Annotated in this window: 9 protein-coding genes and 1 pseudogene; 4 read left to right on the plus strand and 6 right to left on the minus strand. The window is 41.4% G+C overall.

Annotated features, from left to right (window positions below; all coding sequences use genetic code 11):
- Positions 1 to 57 precede the first annotated feature (57 nt).
- Positions 58 to 1,356: an O-antigen ligase family protein gene (locus ACM0OT_RS20050; protein ID WP_414566162.1), complete on the minus strand. Its 1,299-nt coding sequence runs from the start codon at positions 1,354 to 1,356 to the stop codon at positions 58 to 60.
- 32 nt (positions 1,357 to 1,388) lie between these two features.
- Complete coding sequence (locus tag ACM0OT_RS20055) at positions 1,389 to 2,231, minus strand: YaaW family protein (RefSeq protein ID WP_414566163.1); 843 nt, start codon at positions 2,229 to 2,231, stop codon at positions 1,389 to 1,391.
- A gap of 99 nt (positions 2,232 to 2,330) precedes the next feature.
- Here ACM0OT_RS20055 and ACM0OT_RS20060 point away from each other — a divergent pair, with 99 nt between their 5' ends.
- On the plus strand, positions 2,331 to 3,365 hold the full coding sequence (locus tag ACM0OT_RS20060) for an NAD(P)/FAD-dependent oxidoreductase (protein ID WP_414566164.1): 1,035 nt from the start codon (positions 2,331 to 2,333) through the stop codon (positions 3,363 to 3,365).
- A gap of 18 nt (positions 3,366 to 3,383) precedes the next feature.
- Here the strand turns inward: ACM0OT_RS20060 and ACM0OT_RS20065 are convergent, their stop codons facing one another.
- Positions 3,384 to 7,151 (minus strand): PAS domain S-box protein, encoded by a 3,768-nt coding sequence (locus ACM0OT_RS20065; protein WP_414566165.1) that lies wholly within the window; start codon positions 7,149 to 7,151, stop codon positions 3,384 to 3,386.
- Positions 7,152 to 7,904: 753 nt separating this feature from the next.
- On the opposite strand from ACM0OT_RS20065, the pseudogene ACM0OT_RS20070 reads away from it, so the two are divergent.
- Positions 7,905 to 9,630, plus strand: a pseudogene (locus ACM0OT_RS20070) (ShlB/FhaC/HecB family hemolysin secretion/activation protein).
- Positions 9,631 to 9,663: 33 nt separating this feature from the next.
- Complete coding sequence (gene nifV / locus ACM0OT_RS20075) at positions 9,664 to 10,794, plus strand: homocitrate synthase (protein WP_414566166.1); 1,131 nt, start codon at positions 9,664 to 9,666, stop codon at positions 10,792 to 10,794.
- 159 nt (positions 10,795 to 10,953) lie between these two features.
- On the opposite strand, the gene ACM0OT_RS20080 is transcribed toward nifV, so the two are convergent.
- The 3 genes from ACM0OT_RS20080 to ACM0OT_RS20090 form a co-directional block, all read right to left on the minus strand.
- Entirely contained in the window at positions 10,954 to 11,160 is a 207-nt protein-coding gene (locus tag ACM0OT_RS20080) for an MbtH family protein (protein WP_414566167.1), read from the minus strand.
- A 172-nt stretch (positions 11,161 to 11,332) separates the two neighbouring features.
- Complete coding sequence (locus tag ACM0OT_RS20085) at positions 11,333 to 12,037, minus strand: actin-binding WH2 domain-containing protein (protein ID WP_414566168.1); 705 nt, start codon at positions 12,035 to 12,037, stop codon at positions 11,333 to 11,335.
- A 36-nt stretch (positions 12,038 to 12,073) separates the two neighbouring features.
- Positions 12,074 to 13,624, minus strand: coding sequence for an FAD-dependent oxidoreductase (locus ACM0OT_RS20090; RefSeq protein ID WP_414566169.1), 1,551 nt, complete (start codon positions 13,622 to 13,624; stop codon positions 12,074 to 12,076).
- Between the two features lie 365 nt (positions 13,625 to 13,989).
- Between ACM0OT_RS20090 and ACM0OT_RS20095 the strand changes: the two genes are divergently transcribed.
- Complete coding sequence (locus tag ACM0OT_RS20095) at positions 13,990 to 15,279, plus strand: glycosyltransferase (RefSeq protein WP_414566170.1); 1,290 nt, start codon at positions 13,990 to 13,992, stop codon at positions 15,277 to 15,279.
- Positions 15,280 to 15,313 lie beyond the last annotated feature (34 nt).

Here is a 15,313-nt window from a genome sequence, read left to right on the forward strand (position 1 = left end):
CCGACTTTTTGCAAAAATGAGCGTAGCGAAATTTTTGTAGTCGGGAGAGTGTCAAATCTACGATAAATTAAGCTTTTGATGTTGTTGAAAGTGATAGACACCTCCGCACAAAACAGACAATAAAACCCAAGAAAATGTATTGAGCCGAAAATCAAACAAGGTTACATCTACTGTATTAAATAGCACCCACTCAATAGTGACAACTAGATAACTAAAAAATATCAATTTATCTGTTTGAGCTATGTCTTTTAATGTTCGCAATAGTTGGAACCCGGCAATTAATATCCAGCTAACTAAGCCATAAAATAATAGGGCGCTAGGTAAACCAGTTTCCGCACATAGCATCAAAAATAGGTTGTGAGGATGACCCAAGTCAATCTGCATCTTGGCCTTGTAGAGTGCCGAGAAACTACGTAAACCCCAACCTGTCCAGGGCTGTTGTTGAGTCAAAGACCAAGCAAACTCCCATTGAGTTTTTCGCATCATAGCCACCGGTCTATCTGGATACATTTGGTCGTTTAATCGCCCCCAAAAGTAAGCAGGAACGACACGGCGAAAAGTTTGAGCGACTGGTGAGGGAGCAAAAGCTGCCAACAGTACGGTAGTAACTACACCGACAACACTACCAACAATAATTCGCCAACCTTGATACATGGCATAGGCTAAACAGGCCACCATCGCCATCGCCCAGCCATTGCGTGAGTCAGTTAAAATCAAAGCGACAAAGTTGGTAATTATGGATAGGGTTAAAAACAAGAGTAAGAAACGGCGAGGTTTTCTGATTTTTAATTGCCATTGTTCTAGCCACAACCCCAACCCTAGAGTGAAAGCGATCGCCTGATAAGCCGCAAAAATATTGGCGTGCATGAAAATAGCTGCCATGCGTCCTGGTGGTTCTCCTCCAGGTGCGATCGCTATATCTAATAAAATCCACAAAATTTGCATGTTGACATGCCAACCCCAAAACATCTGCCCAAAGCCCATAATCACTACTGGTACAGAACTGATGACCAGTATCCAGGCTATGTAACGTAATTGGGCGGGTGTTTGAATCAGGGTACTGAATCCAGCAAAAAAGAGAAAATAGGGTAATAAATTAAACAGACCTAGAAAAGCCTGTGTTTTGTCATAGGCAAAAATTGAACTAATAATTAGCAATACACTTAAGCAAGCAAATCCCCAGTTCAAGGGGCGGCGGATAATGGTGCGATATTCTCGCAGCCAAGTTAGTAATGCTGCTAAACCTATACTGAAACCCCCTAGAGATGGACTAAAAGGCAATATTAGTAACCCAATTTGGGCATATCTCCAAGGGGCTTGTAAATTAGGGTTGGGGTGATCAAAAGCTAATTTCAACTGGAAATTTTTAGTTTTTAATGTTTAATTTTTCAAGCTATTTCCCAACATTCCGCACGAGTTAGACGAATTTGTGCCAAGGCAAAAATGGTAGGAATAATCCGACCATAGTTAGTAGAAATGGCTCTCCAGCCTAAATCTGCAAAAAACCAAGTCCACATCATTGGGCCTATCAAGGTAAAGACACTGCGTACTGCCCCATAACGAGCCGCATTCATCGTCATCCCTCGGCGTGCCATTTGTAAAGCTACATAGCCTTTAAACTGCGTGGTAGCTGCTTGAGAACCAGCAATTGCCGTCTGTTTAGCTACTTGATACTTAGCAAAGTGGATCGCAAATTGACGGGCGATTTGTTGCAGTACCAATGGCTGGAGTATAGAAGTAACAGCCAAAGCGCTACCACCTTTAAACAGTAATCCTAAGGGGTCACGTTGCAAGAAAAGTGGTAAGGGTTGTTTGATTTCTGAGTTGACGAGCTGAATTTGTATACTCTCAGTCAATTTTTGTTTATCCTTGGTCGGCAACTTTTTCCAAACCTGTCCTAGTAGATGTAAAAATACTTCGGCTTCTAAATCAACAGTTGTCAACTCTTGAGAATAAGTAATTTTCAGATACTTACATACATGAATTAATGCTTGGCGGTAACTGACATGATTTGTCCGTCCCCGCAATACTGTCACCCCATCGGCCGCCAAAAACCGAAACCGATTTTCTAATGTATCTAACCAAGATTTGCGGTCTTGACTTTGTACTTCTATAGGTTCGGGTGTATGAACATAGTCTAGGGGATTAAACTTCCGACTAAATAAAATTGCCGTTAAGTCTTGTAATTCCTCTTCTGTAGCCAGTTCCAGTGCTTCCCTCAATTCATCCAATTTCCCTTTCTCCCGTTGTGCTGCGTCCTTGTACTTTATTCTACTATTAGCCCTCAGGAGTTATTGGTATTAGTTGCTTCCCCACTTGTTAAAAAATTTATGACTGATATTGTAGTAATCGGTGCCGGCATGGCAGGTTTGGTATGTGCCCAGCAGTTAACTCAAGCTGGATATTCGGTGTTAGTTGTGGAAAAATCTCGTGGTTTAGGGGGACGACTGGCTACGCGGCGCTTGTATGGAACTTGGGCAGATCATGGGGCGTGTTACCTAAAGCCTCAGGGTGAATTATGCCAAAATTTTGTGAAATTGTTGTGCGATCGCCATATTTTAAAAGATTGGACAGACAACACTCAACTTAACTCTACACCCCGTTATATTGCACCGGAGGGAATGAGTGCGATCGCTAAATTTCTCGCCCAAGGTTTGGAAGTCTGGAAAAATCAACGTGTCATCGCCATTAACCCTACTCCCGAAAATAATTGGTGTCTGACTCTCGAATCTGGTGATGCAGAATTAATAGTTAAAGCTGTAGTCTTAGCTATACCAGCACCCCAAGCTTTCATGCTGTTATCACCCTTGGGTGAAAATGTATTAGGCAAAGAATTTCTGGACAATTTGAGTTCTGTAGAATTTGCTCCATGTATTAGTGCGATGGCTGGATATCCGGCAAATTCTCAACTCCTACCACATTGGCAAGATCAGAAGTTTACAGATGATGCTGTTTTGGGATGGATTGGTTTAGATAGCAGTAAGCGTCCCCATCCTCAGCAACCTGTATTTGTCTTTCAAAGCAGCGCTAATTTTGCCCAACTTCATTTAGAGTCCCCAGATTTACAACCCGTGGGACAGAATATGTTGCAACAAGCAGCCCAGAATTTAAGGCTTTCTTGGCTGGAAACACCAGAGTGGATGCAAGTACATCGTTGGCGCTATGCTTTTCCTACTGTTCCTTGGGAAAACACCGTTTTATCTACAGTTACGCTCTTACCTTTAGTCTGCTGTGGTGATTGGTGTGGAGGACATCTCGCAGAAGACGCGATGATCTCTGGAATAGCTGCATCCAGGGAAATAAACAATTACCTGCACCAATTACCTTTACCTAATTTGATGGATTTTCTCAAATTTTTCACCTAATCTCAGATTTTAGCGAGGCTAATTTAGCCTCAGTAGATGATTGAGGCTGTGCAATAAATCTTGGGCTGTGTAGGGCTTGGAAATAACTCGTTGGACTTGAGTATTATCGGCCATCTCCAAAGCTTCATTGGGGTTGATGCCGCTGCAAGCAATGATTTGCACTTGGGGGTTCATTTTTTGTAAGGTGCGGATAGCAGTGATTCCATCCATTTCTGGCATCATGATATCCATTAACACTGCACTGATGTGCTTTTTGTGCTGGGCATAAAGTGCGATCGCCTCGATGCCATTACTGGCTATGAGAGTTCTATAGTTGTGCTTTTCTAGAATGATTTTGGCAATTTCTTGAATTTGCGCTTCATCATCCACTACTAAAATTAGTTCTCCCTGTCCAGGAAATGTCTCTAAATTCTTGGTTTCCAGTGATGGAGTGGCGGCGACGGCGGGTAAGAACAGCTTAAATTTACTACCTTGCTCAATTTTACTAGACACACTCACAAAACCCCCGTGGCTTTTGACGATGCCCAACACGGTGGAAAGACCCAATCCCGTACCTGTGCCGATTTCTTTGGTGGTGAAAAATGGCTCAAAAATCCTATCTAATGTGGCTGGTGACATACCCATTCCCGTATCGGCCACAGTGAGCATAATATAATCCCCAACTTTGGCATCAAGATGCATTCGGGTATAAGCTTCGTCAATAAAGATATTTTGGGCAGAAATTGTCAGCTTACCACCGTCTGGCATGGCATCGCGGGCATTCACCACTAAATTCATCAGTACTTGATGTAGTTGTGTCACATCCCCAGAGATAGCCCACAAATCTTCTGGAATGGAGAGTACAAATTCGATAGATCGAGGAAATGTTTGTTTGGCTATGAGGGTAATTTCTGCAATCAGGTGCTTGATTTGCAGGATTGTGCGCTCTCCTTTAAATCCCCGCGCAAATGACAACACTTGTTTGACTAAATCAGCGCCGCGTCTGGCATTTTTTTCGATAATCGCTAGTAGACGTTGAGATTGTTCTTGGTCTTGAGCAAATCTTACTTGTAGCAGTTGAGATGCTGCCAAAATTGGTGTCAGTATATTATTTAAGTCGTGAGCAATGCCACCGGCTAAAGTGCCGAGGCTTTCTAGGCGTTGAGCGCGGAAAAACTGCTCTTCTAGTTGTTTTTTTTGTGTAATATCAGTATCAACTGAGAGGATAGCCTTGGGTTGTCCTGCGGCATCACGCATCAATGTCCAACGGCTTTCAACTATGACTTCTTGGCCAGATTTAGTAACTTTACGTAATTCACCTTGCCAGGAACCAGATTCGGTGACGGTTTTTAAAGCAGCTTTGAGTTGAGGCGAAGTTTTTTTGAACATCAGATGTTGGACATCTTTACCCAAAGCTTCTTCTGCTAACCAACCATATAAACGCTCTGCGCCTTGATTCCAATATGAAATTTGGCTTTGAAAATCTCGCACTAAAATGGCATCAGTGGCAATATCTAGTAAGGCTGCTTGTTCAAAGATTTTATTTTCAGCATGTTTGCGTTGACTGATGTCTGAAAAGGAAGCAATCACAGCATAAGGAGTGGGTTCATTGTCACGAAACAAAGGTTGGGAATTAATGGAAATCCAAACCAGTTGTCCATGAGGCTGATGAACACCCATGACTACATTTGAGCATGGTTGTCCTGTGCGTAAAGTGACCATTGCTGGATGAGTTTCACCAGGAAATGGAGAGCCGTCTTCTTTAATGGTGTGCCAACGAGGATCAGTACAAATGCGGCCAAATATTTGCTCGGAAAAAAGCCCCAAAATCCTCTCGGCGCTAGGATTACAAGCGATGATCTTACCATTAGCTTCGTGTACCACAATGCCCTCAGACATTGCTGTCACCACTGAACGGTAACGTTCTTCGCTGTCTCGTAATGCTAACTCTGCTTGTTTGCGTTCGCAGATGTCTCTAGTTGTACCAATCATCCGCGTTGGCTGACCAATTTCGTTATTAAAGACTTTACCTTTTTGACTCAGCCAGCGAACGCTGCCATCGGACTTAATAATTCTAAATTCGCTGTTTAATTGGTTGCCTTGCTCAATGCTACTAGCTACAGCGGCAGTTAAATATTCCCGGTCTTCAGGATGAACTAAGTTCAACAGTTCTGCCATGCTGTGACTACAATCACCACTGGGTAAACCATATATGTTTCCCAGGTTGCTAGAACACACTAGCTCGTTGCTGATCAGATTCCAGTCCCACATTCCCATGTGAGAGGCTTCTAGAGCCAAACTCAGTCTGGCCTCACTTTCTTGCAACGACTCTTCTATCTGCTTACGTTCTGTAATATCTTCGGCAATGCCGGCATTATATTCTACATGGCCTTGCTGATTATATATGGCAAAGCCCCGATCCCAGATCCATCGCAGCGAGCCGTCGGGGCGGGAAATCCGATATTCGACATCAGCCGACTCACCCTGCTTCAGGCGCTGTATTTTGGCCCGCACACGATGGCGATCGTCTGGATGCACTGCTTCTAACCATGAGTCTGGCTGATCAATTAAACTCTGGTAAGCACGACCCCAAATTTTTTCATAAGCAGGATTAACATACAAATTCTTCTCTAAATCTGTGGTTGACATCCAAATCACGGCTTGAGTATTTTCGGCAATCCGGCGAAATTTTTCTTCACTCTTTTGCAGTGATAACTCTATCTGCCGACGTTCAGTGATGTCTCTACCTAAACCCTGGATTTCCACTACCTTTCCTGTGTCATCTTGGACTGCGGTCACATGCCATTGAAACCAGCGCAGACCCTCCACTGTTGCCACACGTCGCTCATTAATAGTCAACTGATAAGGTGGAGATAGCAAATCTGTGAGATTTTGTTTGACTTCAGCCACATCATCGGCATAGGTAAAATCAAATAGAGACGAGTGGCGAAATTCATCTATTTGCCAACCAAAAGTTTGACACGCTGCTGTATTAGCGAAGGTAATTTGCCCATGCAAATCCACCCGGATAATCACATCAGCTTGAGTTTCTACTAGTTGGCGATAAAGTTGTTCACTTTGCCGCAATGCTTCTTCAGCACGCTGGCGTTCATTAATTTCCTGTTGTAAAAGGTTATTAGCTACAAGCAGTTCAGATGTGCGTTCTACTTGAAATTCTGCCAAGATTTGCTGTAATTTCTGGTTCGCCTGCACAATTTCTGCCAATTCTGCATCCAAGCAACATGGTGATTCATTTGGAGTTTGAGAACATACCTGATGTAGTTGTTGATTTACTTGTCCTAACTCATGTGTTGGGTATTGTAAATCTTGCTGCAAGGGGTTGATCATCCCCAGCATCTTTGACAGATCGAGGGCGTTGAGTAAACTAGTTTCAGTGACAATTCCCACCAATTGCCTGCCCTCATTCAAAATGGGCAGATAACGAACTTGGTGCTGACGCAATAGTGTCCAGGCTGTAAAAATATTCTGGGAATGGGATGTAGTCAGGGTGATAACTGGCTGTACCATGACCTCGGCGATTTTTACCTGGGATATATTTATCCCGTTGGCAATGACTTTAATGACGTCTTTAGCAGTAAAAATACCTAATAAGTTTTTTTTCTCTACAACCAATACATAGCTGGTGTCTTGATGCTGAAATATCTGTTTATTTAATGAATAATGTTGATCAATGAGGGAATAATTATGACTTCGCTCTTGATTCATCAAGACAATGGCATCGACGACATAACTATCAGGGCTAATCGTTAACGGGCAATGATCAATCACATGATATAAATCAGGCATGTAAATTAGCTGATTTTTAAATCGCATAGTTAATTCATCAATTTTCATGTTTTTATTGACGTCTGAACTACATAGCGAAGGTTATGCCGAGCTAAATCTTGGGAATCAAGAATTATAAAGATGAAAACAGCCAGGGAACAGATTTATCGCTGAATAAAATGATATTTGTGTCAAATAGAGCTATAGCCTAAATCAGTATCCAACCAAGGCGGTTGGGGAAATTTTGTAGTTCTTAGACCCATTGTATTGGCAAATCCTGAATAGATGACTTCTTACCTAAAGAGATTACCTTAATTAGTGGTTTCACCCTCAGGGGGTCACACCACCCACACTAATTATGTGAGCGATCGCTTTGCCCAATAATGTAATTTTTTATTCTCTAAATTATGTAGTAGTTCTGCTCGAAAACATTGTAGCAGTAGCTATTGCAGACAAATTACTGAAATACTGGTATTAAATACTAATCAATACTAGTATGAAATTTCAGTGGGCAAATATCAAGCTTCTAGGCTACTGGACAAAACCTTGTCTACCTTAAAAACTGTAGTTTGTAGTCAAGATTATGAGATTGCTTCCTGGCGTCGCCATGACAAAAACTCCACTTTTCATGATGGACGAGGTTTAAAGTAGAATCTTGGGGTTACTTAACAGAATTACTACTTGCTATTCAAAACAACAAGTATATCTAGTAATATTTTTATCTAAGGAGTCTCTGCATCATTTCATAGTTCCTGAGACAAACTAGCCCAGTCCATGATAGATAACTACCTCCAGAAGTTCAGCATGTCCTGGCTGCCTCTGGGTTTGTTTGCATTACTCAGTAGCATAATTTCTCATCCAACAAAAGCTCAGGTTGTCGATCCTATACAACTACCACCCCCGCAGGATCTCCAACCAGTTGTACCTGTGCCACAAGCACCAACGACACCACCGCAACCACTACCCCCACCGGCAGACTTATTTGTGCCTGCTCCGGCTCCTTCTACACCTGAATACCAATTACCGGAAAATATTCCACAAACTATTACTGTAGAACGCTTTGAAGTTGTTGGCAGTACAGTACTTAGTGCCGAAGAGTTAGCCGCAGCTACGGCGGAATTTATTCAAAGACCGATCTCATTAGCTGAAGTTTTTCAAGCTCGTACTCAAATTACGGAACTATACATCAGCAAAGGCTATATCACTTCTGGTGCCTACATACCACCCCAAACTATTCGCTCAGGTGTGATCAAAATCCAAGTGGTTGAAGGTCAATTAGAGGACATCCAAGTTACAGGTACTCAACGTTTAGACTCTAATTATGTCCGCAGTCGCCTAGCGATCGCCACATCCGCACCCTTAAATCGGCAAGAATTGTTGGCAGCATTACAACTATTGCAACTTGACCCTTTAATTGAAACTTTATCTGCGGAACTATCAGCCGGGTTGCATCCGGGGACGAGTATCCTCCAAGTGAAGATTCAAGAAGCAAAAACATTTAGTGTGCAAGCCATTCTAGATAATGGGCGATCGCCTAGTGTGGGTAGTTTTCGCCGCCGCTTACAATTGAATGAAGCTAATTTGCTGGGATCGGGAGACAGCTTGAGTCTCACCTACACTAATACCGATGGCAGTAATGCCTTAGATACCAGCTACACATTGCCGGTGAATCCTCACAACGGCACACTTACCTTGAATTGGGGAACGGCTGCGAGTAATGTCATCGAACGTCCTTTCAATATCCTTGATATCCAATCATCTTCTCGCTATTATGAATTGACATTTCGCCAGCCATTGCTGCAAACACCCACCCAAGAATTTGCTCTGGGTGTGACAGCTTCTAGAAGAGAAAGTGAAGCGAATTTTTCTGACGACGCAGGCGAAAAATCACCCTTTCCTTCACCAGGATCTGATGCCGCCGGAAGCACACGCATATCTGCAATCCGCTTTTTTCATAATGGCATGGCGATCGCAATTTAATTTGGGTATAGGTGCATTCAATGCCACAATTAATTCCGAACTTCCCGATAGTCGCTTTTTGGCGTGGCAAGGGCAAGTACAGTGGGTGCGCTTATTAGCACCAGAAATGTTACTTATCCTCCGGGGAAATACGCAATTAGCCTCCAGGGCGCTTTTACCTTTAGAACAGGTAGGACTAGGTGGTGTCAACAGTGTTCGTGGCTATCGGCAAGATTTACTCTTGACTGACAATGGTGCTGTGGCTTCAGCGGAAGTTCTTGTACCTATTGTGCGTTGGCCCCAAATAGACAGTTTGTTGCAGATTGTCCCTTTTGTTGATTTTGGCGTTGCTTGGAATAATAACGCCCAGAACCCCGACCCTAATACCCTAGCATCTGTTGGTTTAGGTTTGAGGTGGACACAAGGCAATAATTTTACTGCTCGTCTCGATTGGGGTATTCCTTTAGTCTCTGTGCAGCAGCAGAACAAAACATGGCAAGAAAATGGACTGTATTTTTACTTACAATATAATTCTTTGTGATCTACGGGACTTGCTTGTGGGGGCATTGCTGATATGAATGGAATTGTGATTAATGATACAACTTTACGAGATGGTGAACAAGCTGCTGGTGTAGCTTTTAATTTAGAAGAGAAAATAGCGATCGCTCAATTACTTGATGCAATGGGAGTGCATGAATTGGAAGTTGGTATTCCCGCAATGGGTGTAGCAGAACAGCAAGCGATCATCGCCATTTCTCACTTGGGTTTGCGCGCTCAATTACTTGGTTGGAACCGGGCTGTGATTTCAGATATTCAGTCTTGTATCGCTTGTGGTTTACAGCGCGTACATATATCGATTCCTGTCTCGACAATTCTCATTACCGCTAAATTTCAGGGTAACTGGCAAGTTGTTTTCCAAAAACTGCGAGATAGCATCAGCTTCGCTGTAGATCATGGACTTTTTGTCTCTGTAGGTGGAGAAGATTCTTCTAGAGCCGAGGAAAAATTTCTCCTGGAGGTAGCACTTTATGCTCAAGAATGTGGTGCATCGCGGTTTCGCTTTTGTGACACAGTAGGTATTCTCGATCCTTTCTCTACTTATACGCAAGTTCAAAAGTTAGTCAAATTATTATCCATACCCGTAGAAATGCACACCCACAATGATTTTGGTTTAGCAACTGCCAACAGTCTAGCGGGAATCAAAGCAGGGGCTTTATCAGTTAATACAACAGTTAATGGTTTAGGTGAAAGAGCGGGAAATGCAGCTTTAGAAGAAGTGGTAATGGCTCTCAAACGCATATATCAGTATGATTTAGGACTTGATACTTCTCGTTTATTAGAAATATCTCGACTTGTCGCCTCAGCATCAGGGTACAATGTCCATCCGTGGAAGGCAATTGTCGGTGAAAATAGCTTTGCTCACGAATCAGGTATCCATGCTCATGGGATATTGCAAGACTCTAATACTTACGAAGCATTTTCCCCCGAAGAGGTGGGTTCACAGCGACGTTTAGTTGTGGGTAAACATTCTGGCCGGCATTTATTGTCTAACTTACTGCAACAGAATGATATATTTCTCAACCCAGAAGCCACCCAATTAGTATTAGATGCAGTACGACAAGCATCTGTAGAGAAAAAAACCAGCTTAACAACCCAAGAACTTTTGCAAATAGCAAAAGCACAGCAGGTAATGATTAGGGAGTAGGGAAGAAGAGGCAGGGAAAAACTTAGGGATAGGGCAGTGTTGTACACACACATACAATATCTATGCCGTGACACTGCCATGAAGCAAGACTATACTGCTATTGTTAACGCTTCAGTTAACTATTTTACTCAGCAATTCGCAAACAGAGAATCCGATTTGCTAGTGGTTTGCTTCCATTGCCTTACGTAGACTTAGAGGTCTCATGTCAGTCCAGACCTCGTGAATATATGCTATACATTCATCTTTAAGTCCCTGTTTGCCTGCATCACGCCAGCCTAGAGCATTCTCCCTGTCAGCTGGCCAGATGGAATATTGTTCTTCATGATTAACTACAACTTTGTACATTGTTGTATCTTGCTCTTCCATCAGCCTACTCCTTTTTGATGTTTTTGTTACTAGAGGAATATACAGCTTTATATTCTTACTGTTCTCATGGCAAGGCAAGGACAGTTAAGACAGTTAAGACAGTTAAGACAGTTTATTTATTAAAAAAACCTAAAATTTTCAGAATACCTGCAACCCTGTCTCTTTTGACTCTTCAATTTAATCCCAAGAGGTAGCTAATAGCTTGAATAACGCTCAGATAAAAATTACCTTCTCTTTCTCGAAACAGTTGAAAGGCAGAATCAGGGGCACCAAAAAAAGGTCTGAGAGTCCATCCTAGCTGACTGCCTACGAAAGCATACAGTAATAACCAAAATTGTAAGATTTTCTTACGTGTTTTGCTACCTTCATTATCTTGTTCTAAAACTAAATTCATTGCCTGATATAAAGAAGATATGCCAATGAATCCTGTGATGGCAAAAATTACTACATTTAACAAAATTAAAAATTGGTAATTATTAGTAGTAATTAAGAAAAATAGTGTAATTGGGGCAAAACTAAATAGAAGAACACTAGTAACGGAAACCGCCGTTAAAACTAGGGCAAAGTGCTGACTAAAAGTACGTTTGGAACCAAAAATAATATTAGAAAAATACAATGTTGGCAGACAAATTAGCAGTGTTATTAGATAAAGTGCTGGTAATTTGACCGCGGAAGATAACGCTTGCATCCAACTATGGTATGCACCAATGATGCCGCCATAAATAGCCAGAAAGATAGAACTACAAACCAACAAAGAAATGATTTTGCTTGGTAATCTTGCACCTTGGCGAATTTCATCAAGAAAAACCAGGCGATCGCGCAGTAAGCTGATCAGTACAGGAAAGTATTTTATGCCTACAGATTTCCGCTCAATCATTTTATTTTCACACACCTAATATTCAAGTTTTAGCCATCATTCATCAGAATAATCAGCACCAGAACCATATTTCCAGGCATCAATTAAACGATGCCAATAATATTGTTGTTCGCTTGATTGATGATTCATCCATGTTTCTAACATTGGACTTAGTTTAAATAAGGCAGTATAAACACCTAAATTACTGTAATGTAGTATCCAATCGAGTAAACTACCCAATCCAACTTGGGGAATTATTTTGGCAATTAATCCCGGATGGGATAAGCCAGTGCTGAACAATGTTTGTGTCAGTGCCGAAAATTGCACGACATCTTGCAAAAACGGTTTAAGTACTGGTGTCCCTAACTGTTGCATTTCCTGAAAAACTGCTGAGAGTAAGTTATTAATTTGATCAGGGTCAATTTTTTGATTTACACCCACACTCATGGCCTTTTGAAATAACCAAGTTACTGTGAGATTTGGCTGATAAGGTTGCAACAGGGCTAAATTTGGGGCTGATAATTGATTGGTTTGTAGTGCCTCTTCAATGCCATATGTTAACCGCTTCAGGTGACGCACCATCGCCCCAAAGCCACCAAAACTTAAAGGAGATTGACTACCACTGCTATCACCTACGGGCAAAATGCGATTCCAAGGGGTTTTCAGGGGACTTTGGCGATAGGTAGGAAAAAAGCCAAACAATGCTCGTTGAAATTGCAATTGATTTAATTCAACACCTTGATATTCTGGTAGCAGTCGCAGATACTCTGCAAATAATTCTGCTAAACTCAAGCGTTGAAGTTCTGCATCCATGTAGGTAAATAAGTAAGTGGTTCTACCATCCCTAGCGGGGAAGGCTTCCCAAAAGTACTGGCATTGATTTTGCACAGGTGTGAATGATAACAATAAGTCGCCAGAATTATTTTCGGGAAAACCTTGGGCGCAACTTCCCACTACTAAGCACAAAGCATCGGGTTTTTTACCTTGGCGTGCTTGGCGGGAGATGGGTGAAAAATGCCCCATTGCATCGATTAATAACTTTGCTTTGTATTGGTTATTGACTATCACCCCATCTGGATGAACTATTGCTTCTGTGAAGGGTGTGTTTTCTAGCAACTGGCCCCCAGCCGCCAGAAATCGGGTTTTCAATGTCTCTAGTAGGTAAACCGGATCAATGCCGATATTCAAGACATCTTCAACCCACACTTGTGTACCACCATCAAAACTGACGCGTGCGGGGTTATATTGAGTGGCGATCGCCTGTTCTAATTCTTCGCTACTTAGCATGTTTAATTGCAAAAACACTGCTAACTCTGGGCGAGAAATATTCCATTCTTGTTCTCTCCCCCGCAAAATTCCTCGTTCTATTAAGGCTACTCGCCGCCCTTGCACCGCTAAAGCGCAACCAATTAAAATGCCTAATGTGCCACCACAGACAATGGCATCCCACTCCACAGTGCCTAAATTTTGCTGACTTTCTTTAACTACTGTCGGTACTGGTGCTGTGTTTTCTCTGATAGATTTCAGGAGGCGATCGCCTTGATACAAACCTCCCAAGGCATCGCCTGGTAATTGCGAAAGAATTTTTTCAGTGAGGGATGGTGACATACTATATCATTTCCGCCGAGTTAATTATCTTAATCCTATCTTTACCAAAATTTAAATTGTTATTTTTTCTACAACACTTTTTCTCTTCATCAAAAGTTCATATTATTTAGTATCTGCTTAAGTAGATTTTTATGTTAATTCACCAAATATCAATTCATAATTAAGGCATTTTTAGTAGTTGCCTTAACCAACTATTAGCCAACTAGTGATTTTATTATTTTGTGTATATTATGCTAATTCAAAAAGTTCTTAGAACTATTCCTCTAGTTAGAAATTTCCCAACAATAGCTGTGTTAAAAATATTATAGATTTTATTTTCACCAAAGATAAAAAATGAATTATTGTATTTTTGGAAACAAATTCCTATGAGAATTGCTTTTATAGTCGGCACGTTCCCTTCTTTATCTGAGACTTTTATTGTCAATCAAATCATAGGATTAATTGACCGTGGGCATCAGGTTGATATCTATGGTATCCCACCAGTTCATACCAAAATACATCCAGATGTAGAAAGTTACCAACTATTAAATCATACTTATTATCGCACAGAAGTTCCTACAAATTACTTGTGGCGTCTACTAAAAGGCATCAAATTAGCGCTGGCAAATTTTCTCAAAGCTCCTTTAGTGATACTGCGATCGTTCAACTTTTTACAATATGGTAGAGAAGCCATTTCTTTACGATTATTATATTCAGTTATCCGGTCATTAGCTGCCCAACCATATGATATTATCCACTGTCAGTTTGGGACTAACGGTTTAGAAGGAATGGTTTTGCGTGAACTTGGGGCGATTAAAGGTAAGTTAATTACTACGTTTCGCGGCTACGATATCAGCTGCTTTGTTCAGGAAAAAGGAGAACATGTTTATGAACCCCTATTTGCGAAAGGAGATTTTTTTCTCACCAACTGTGAATATTTCCAGCGAAAAATCATCAAACTAGGTTGTGAACCACAAAAAATCGTTGTTCATGGTTCAGGTATAGATAGCAGTTTGTTTCCATTTAAAGTCAGACAGCCCCGTACCGATGGCAAAATTCGCATTACCACCACTGGTCGACTTGTAGAAAAAAAAGGCATTGAATATGCTATTCAAGCTGTTGCTAAAGTGTCCAAAGTTCACCAAAATATCGAGTATAAAATTATTGGTGACGGCATATTAAAACCAGAATTACAGCAACTAATTGATGCTCTGGATATTGGTGATAAAATACAGCTTTTGGGGTGGAAAACACAGCCCGATATTGTGGAAATTATTGATAGCTCGGATATTTTTATCGCCCCCAGTATTACAGCTAAAGATGGCGACCAAGATGCCCCAGTGAATACTTTAAAAGAAGCTATGATTATGGGGTTACCAGTAATAGCTACTCGCCACGGTGGTATACCTGAATTGGTGAAGGATGGTGTCTCTGGATTCCTCGTACCAGAACGCGATACTGATGCCATAGCTGAGAAATTAAGTTATCTAATAGAGCATCCAGACATTTGGGCAAAAATGGGTCAAGCAGGTCGTGCTTATGTAGAATCACATTACGATCTGCATAAGTTAAACGATAGGCTAGTTGAAATTTATCAGCAGGTAATGACACATGATTTATATTCTCCAACTACAGAATTAACTCCATTAGTTAAGATGAATTATGAAAATATATAAGAAAAGTATCATTAAATCGTGAGGGGCCAATATA

It is taken from the genome of Anabaena sp. CCY 9613, from assembly GCF_963920895.1.
Lineage (GTDB): Bacteria > Cyanobacteriota > Cyanobacteriia > Cyanobacteriales > Nostocaceae > Cyanocohniella.

Coding starts and splice junctions, on each gene's coding strand:
- ACM0OT_RS20060 (WP_414566164.1), top strand. CDS start 2,331: ATGACTGATATTGTAGTAATCGGTGCCGGCATGGCAGGTTTGGTATGT.
- ACM0OT_RS20085 (WP_414566168.1), bottom strand. CDS start 12,037: ATGATTGAGCGGAAATCTGTAGGCATAAAATACTTTCCTGTACTGATC.
- ACM0OT_RS20080 (WP_414566167.1), bottom strand. CDS start 11,160: ATGGAAGAGCAAGATACAACAATGTACAAAGTTGTAGTTAATCATGAA.
- ACM0OT_RS20095 (WP_414566170.1), top strand. CDS start 13,990: ATGAGAATTGCTTTTATAGTCGGCACGTTCCCTTCTTTATCTGAGACT.
- ACM0OT_RS20065 (WP_414566165.1), bottom strand. CDS start 7,151: ATGCCTGATTTATATCATGTGATTGATCATTGCCCGTTAACGATTAGC.
- ACM0OT_RS20090 (WP_414566169.1), bottom strand. CDS start 13,624: ATGTCACCATCCCTCACTGAAAAAATTCTTTCGCAATTACCAGGCGAT.
- nifV (WP_414566166.1), top strand. CDS start 9,664: ATGAATGGAATTGTGATTAATGATACAACTTTACGAGATGGTGAACAA.